Origin of the sequence: Vibrio genomosp. F10 str. 9ZD137, assembly GCF_049974785.1 — a bacterium.
GTDB lineage: Bacteria > Pseudomonadota > Gammaproteobacteria > Enterobacterales > Vibrionaceae > Vibrio.
Map to the genome: position 1 here is coordinate 1 of NZ_JBNGCJ010000907.1, position 4,515 is coordinate 4,515.

Here is a 4,515-nt window from a genome sequence, read left to right on the forward strand (position 1 = left end):
GTTCACGGTAAACTGGCCATTTCGGGTATAGCCGATATTGCCGTCTGGCATCAATATTTGAAAAAAGCCATCGCCTTCAACCATCATATCTAAGCTATTGGTGGTCGTTTGCGTATTACCCTGCGTATGAACTTTTTGCGTCGCGACGACTTTTGAACCTGCACCCAGCATTAAGCCGCTCGGTAGCTCGGTATTTTGTGAAGACTGACCGCCTGGCTGGTTGATGTTTTGATAGAACAGATCTTCAAAAACCGCGCGACTTTTCTTGTAACCAACGGTCGATGCGTTGGCAAGGTTGTTCGAAATCGTCGAAATGTTCGTCTGCTGGGCATCTAAACCCGTTTTACTTACCCATAATGCCGGATGCATAATCGTCTCCTTAAATTCTTATTAGCTCATACGAAGCAGTGAATCGGACGCTTTGTCCATTTCTTCCGCCGTGCTCATCATTTTAACTTGCATTTCAAACTGTCTTTGTAAGTCAATTAGGCTTGTCATTTCACCGACAGCATTGACGTTACTGCCTTCAACAGCGCCTGTGAGCAGTTTTACATTGGCATCCGCTTCGTATGCCGCATTAGGCTCTTTCGATCGAAAAAGACCATTAATATCTTTAAATAGAGAACGGTTATCGGTTTGAGTGAGTTTAATACGATCCACAATTTCCATCGCATCCGCCGGAGCCCCTTGAGGAACCACAGAGATGGTGCCGTCGTTGCCGATCTCAACTTTACTGATAGGAATAGGTAGAGTTATCGGTGCACCCGTTTCCCCTAGTACAAGGTGACCCGAGGCATTAGTTAGCAGTCCATTTTGGTCAACTTTCAAATTACCGTTACGTGTTAGGCCTTCTTTCCCGGTGCTATCCATCACCGAGATCCAACCATTACCCTGAATGGTCACATCCAAATCACGGCCAGTGGTAATAACACTGCCTTGGGCAAAGTTTTGCCCCGGTCTCTCAGTCATACTGAATACACGAGTCGGTAGCCCTTCACCATACGCTTGCATAGAACGAGCTTGTGCTAGATCAGCACGAAAGCCTGTCGTACTAACGTTTGCTAAGTTGTTTGCTCTTAACTGCAACGCTTGCATATTTTGCTTAGCGCCGCTCATAGCGAGATAAAGAGTGCGGTCCATAATGTGCTCCGATAACCAATGTTCCATGAGTACCAAGCAATAGACGTGCCAATTTTTTAGTCTTTATTTATCAATCAGTTAGGGTGTATTTGGTTTTTGGGGGAAAGTTTTTGAGTGGGATGTAGGATCATTGCTGCCTAACACTGGCAACAAAACCAAACCAGCTTTGCCGCTGGTTTGGTCTAACAGATGATTAAAGAAACAAAATCATTAACGGATCTGTAAGATATTTTGTTGCAATTGGCTATGTACTTCTAGTGCACGTGAGTTAGCTTGGAAGTTACGTTGCGCAGAAATCAAGTCAACCAGTTCTTGAGTCATATCAATATTCGATTGCTCAAGAGAGCCGTTATTGATAGAACCAAATGAACCTTTACCTGACTCACCCCAGATTTTGTCACCAGAGAACTGAGTTGAATCCCACTGAGTACCGCCTTTTTTATCGAGCCCCTGTTCATTTGGGACTCGAACCATACCAACACGACCCAAAGTCACGTTCTGACCATTTGAGTAGGTACCTAAAACGCTACCGTATTCATCAAAGTCAATTTTGGTTAAGAAACCAGTAGTAGCACCGTCTTGATTACTTTTGGTTATCTCGAATGGGGCGGCAAACTGTGTCGCAGCATCCAAATCAAACGCTAACACCTGAGTACCGTCTGCACCGTTAAGGTCAAGGCCTGCGGTCTCAAAACTGTCAGTCAAGATTGGGTTTCCGCTGTTCATGCTTGCCAGTGTACCGTCATTATTGAACTTCATTGTGTGTCCAACATGCCCCGTAGGCGACGCTGCATCACCGCCCGCAACATTGATCATCTTCTCGCCTGCTGAATCCGTCACACTGTAGTATTGATTCCACGTGTTGGCCTGAGTCATGTCTTTCAAGTAATAGGTTGATAACTTGTAAGATTGCCCCATCGAGTCATAAATCGTGGTTGACGTTGCTCGGTTGTAGGTATCTGGATCGGTGTGATCAAATAAGGCTGGATCTTTAAGATCGCCGTTTGCTGGTAAGTTAGCACCCACTTCAATGGCACTGGTTTGTTTCGGTTTACCAAATTCAGCTGGAATATTAAGAGGCTCAGGCTCATAAGAAAGCACATCACCGGTGTCTTTATTCACTTGATAGCCAAGTAAGTACTGATCATTGGCATTAACGATGTAGTTGTCTTTGTTTAAATGAAACGCACCATTACGCGTTAACTCGTTTTGTTGCGGAATCATTCGGTCTTTAGAAACCGCAAAGAAACCTGTTCCAGAAACACGCAAATCCAGTGGGTTATTGGTATAAATACTCGACCCTTCATGGAACTGCTGAGCAACCTTATTCGCTTGAACACCTTTACCAGGTGTGGTTTTAGCGTTCGTAAATATCGAGGTTGAATATACATCGCCGAACTCTGCACGAGATTCTTTAAAACCAAACGTATTGGCGTTGGCAATGTTGTTACTGGTTGTGTTCAAATCTAATTGAGAAGCGGATAACCCACTTAAAGATACATATGACATTCTAAAATCTCCTATCTAGCTAGCCTATTTACTCAATAAAGAGCTATGCTTTGCCAACTTCTAGTACTTCAGCAAGTCGAACTGGCGATTCAAAGCCAGCTAGATTGAGCAGTACGTTACCATCACCTTTACCGAGAAGTACGCTATTCACGTTCGCATAAGTTGATACTTCAAACTCTTTGCTTTCTCCATCCAACAATCCAGAGGCTTTCACCTTGTATTTGCCAGCCGGCAATGGATTACCGTTTTCGTCTTTACCGTCCCATACAACTTTGCTGTCTCCAGCAGGTTTCGCACCCACTTCGAACGTACGCAGCAACTGTCCGGCTTCATCTTCAATACGAACAAATAAATTGTCCAAAGACTGAGGAAGCTTAACCATTGCTGACATAGCAGCGCCGTCTTGTTTCACCCCAGCAGCTCCTGGTACGAGTACATCTCTACCGACCAACGTCGATGCCTGTAGGGCTTGGTTAGAGGTCATTGAAGTGTTTAAGTTCTCGAACTGAGAATTCATTTTCCCAATACCATCAACGGTTGCAAATGACGCCATTTGCGCGATCATCTGGTCGTTACTGACCGGCTTAAAAGGGTCTTGCTGAGCAAGCTGCTTCGTGAGGAGTGATAAGAAGTCTTCTTGTTTAAGATCCTGCTTACCCGTTGTGTCCTCAGTCTTCTTCTGCTCTTGAAGAGATTTAAGCTGATCAACATAGGACAAGCCGCTTTGACCAACGTTATTTATTCCAGCCATTCGCTACCTCCTTATCCTTATTGACCCATCTGCAGCGTACGCAGCAGCATTTGTTTACTTGAATCTGCAACTTGAACATTCGTTTGGTACGCACGAGAAGCAGAAATCATGTTGGCCATTTCTTCCATAACATTGACGTTAGGTTTGTAGATATACCCTTCATCATTCGCTAATGGGTGGTCAGGGTTATATTCCGCACTAAGCGGTTTATCGCTTTCAACAATGCCTAATACTTTCACTGGTACGTTATGATCACGGTTATAACGTGCCTTACTCAACTCCGCCCCAAACACTGCGTGACGTGCTTTATACGTATCTTTTGCAGAGCTAGAGATACTGTCCGCATTCGCTAGGTTACTAGAGGTGGTATTTAGACGAACGGATTCAGCGCTCATAGCAGAACCAGTCACATTGAATACATTAAATAAGCTCATCTAGTTACTCCCCTTAATGGCTTTGGTTAAGTTCTTGAATTTACTTCCTAAGAAGTCTAGTGATGCTTGGTGTCTGATCTGATTTTGCATAAATAAATTACGCTCTAAATCCACGTCTACCGTGTTGCCATCACCGGTATCAGGTTGGGTTGGAATGCGGTATAAGCTTTCCCCTGTCACCTTCGTTGAGGCAGAGATGTGCCGACTATCTGTACGGCTAAGACCAATACTTGCCCCCGACGTTGCCGCCTGCAGTGCTTTATTGAAATCCATTCCTTTTGCTTTAAACCCAGGTGTGTTCGCCTGTGCAATGTTGGTCGAAATGACCTCAGCATTGCGCTCACGTACGCCAACGGTGTGTTGGTGAATACCTAAAGCATTGTCAAAAGAAATAGCCATAATTGCCTCAACTCAAAGAACTGACTGTTACTACATAGATAAAAGCAATTTGCATACCAACTTTAAAACTAATCACACAATTTACTTAGACCTGTACTTTTTCTGAAATTAATCGCTGCAATTAATAGACCGCTTAATGTGTATCAGCATTAAGTAGCCAAATGAAGATTTAGATTGTCACTTTTATATTATACCCTAATGACTTCAAGATGCAGGCTATAGAGCACGGTCATTGATTCCAGTGTCAGAAAAACAATGACCAATAACCAATAACCAATAACC

The 4,515-nt window shown here is 43.8% G+C and carries 6 protein-coding genes; all 6 read right to left on the minus strand.

Annotated elements, in window-relative coordinates:
• Positions 1-369: flagellar hook-basal body complex protein (locus tag ACP45E_RS20160; protein WP_141707447.1), on the minus strand; the 369-nt coding region annotated here is incomplete at its 3' end.
• Between the two features lie 21 nt (positions 370-390).
• A complete protein-coding gene (locus ACP45E_RS20165) occupies positions 391-1,140 on the minus strand; it encodes a flagellar basal body rod protein FlgF (RefSeq protein ID WP_017035122.1) in 750 nt (249 codons plus the stop codon).
• 210 nt (positions 1,141-1,350) lie between these two features.
• Positions 1,351-2,649, minus strand: coding sequence for a flagellar hook protein FlgE (gene flgE, locus ACP45E_RS20170; RefSeq protein WP_017035121.1), 1,299 nt, complete (start codon positions 2,647-2,649; stop codon positions 1,351-1,353).
• Between the two features lie 43 nt (positions 2,650-2,692).
• Positions 2,693-3,400 carry a flagellar hook assembly protein FlgD gene (gene flgD / locus ACP45E_RS20175; protein ID WP_017035120.1) on the minus strand — a complete coding sequence of 236 codons (708 nt, stop codon included), beginning with the start codon at positions 3,398-3,400 and terminating at the stop codon, positions 2,693-2,695.
• A gap of 17 nt (positions 3,401-3,417) precedes the next feature.
• Positions 3,418-3,834 (minus strand): flagellar basal body rod protein FlgC, encoded by a 417-nt coding sequence (flgC, locus tag ACP45E_RS20180; protein WP_017035119.1) that lies wholly within the window; start codon positions 3,832-3,834, stop codon positions 3,418-3,420.
• Positions 3,835-4,233, minus strand: coding sequence for a flagellar basal body rod protein FlgB (gene flgB / locus ACP45E_RS20185; RefSeq protein WP_017035118.1), 399 nt, complete (start codon positions 4,231-4,233; stop codon positions 3,835-3,837).
• Positions 4,234-4,515 lie beyond the last annotated feature (282 nt).

Bases quoted from the DNA above. Each gene is read 5' to 3' on its own strand.
- flgE (WP_017035121.1), bottom strand. From the start codon at position 2,649: ATGTCATATGTATCTTTAAGTGGGTTATCCGCTTCTCAATTAGATTTG.
- flgD (WP_017035120.1), bottom strand. From the start codon at position 3,400: ATGGCTGGAATAAATAACGTTGGTCAAAGCGGCTTGTCCTATGTTGAT.
- ACP45E_RS20165 (WP_017035122.1), bottom strand. From the start codon at position 1,140: ATGGACCGCACTCTTTATCTCGCTATGAGCGGCGCTAAGCAAAATATG.
- flgB (WP_017035118.1), bottom strand. From the start codon at position 4,233: ATGGCTATTTCTTTTGACAATGCTTTAGGTATTCACCAACACACCGTT.
- flgC (WP_017035119.1), bottom strand. From the start codon at position 3,834: ATGAGCTTATTTAATGTATTCAATGTGACTGGTTCTGCTATGAGCGCT.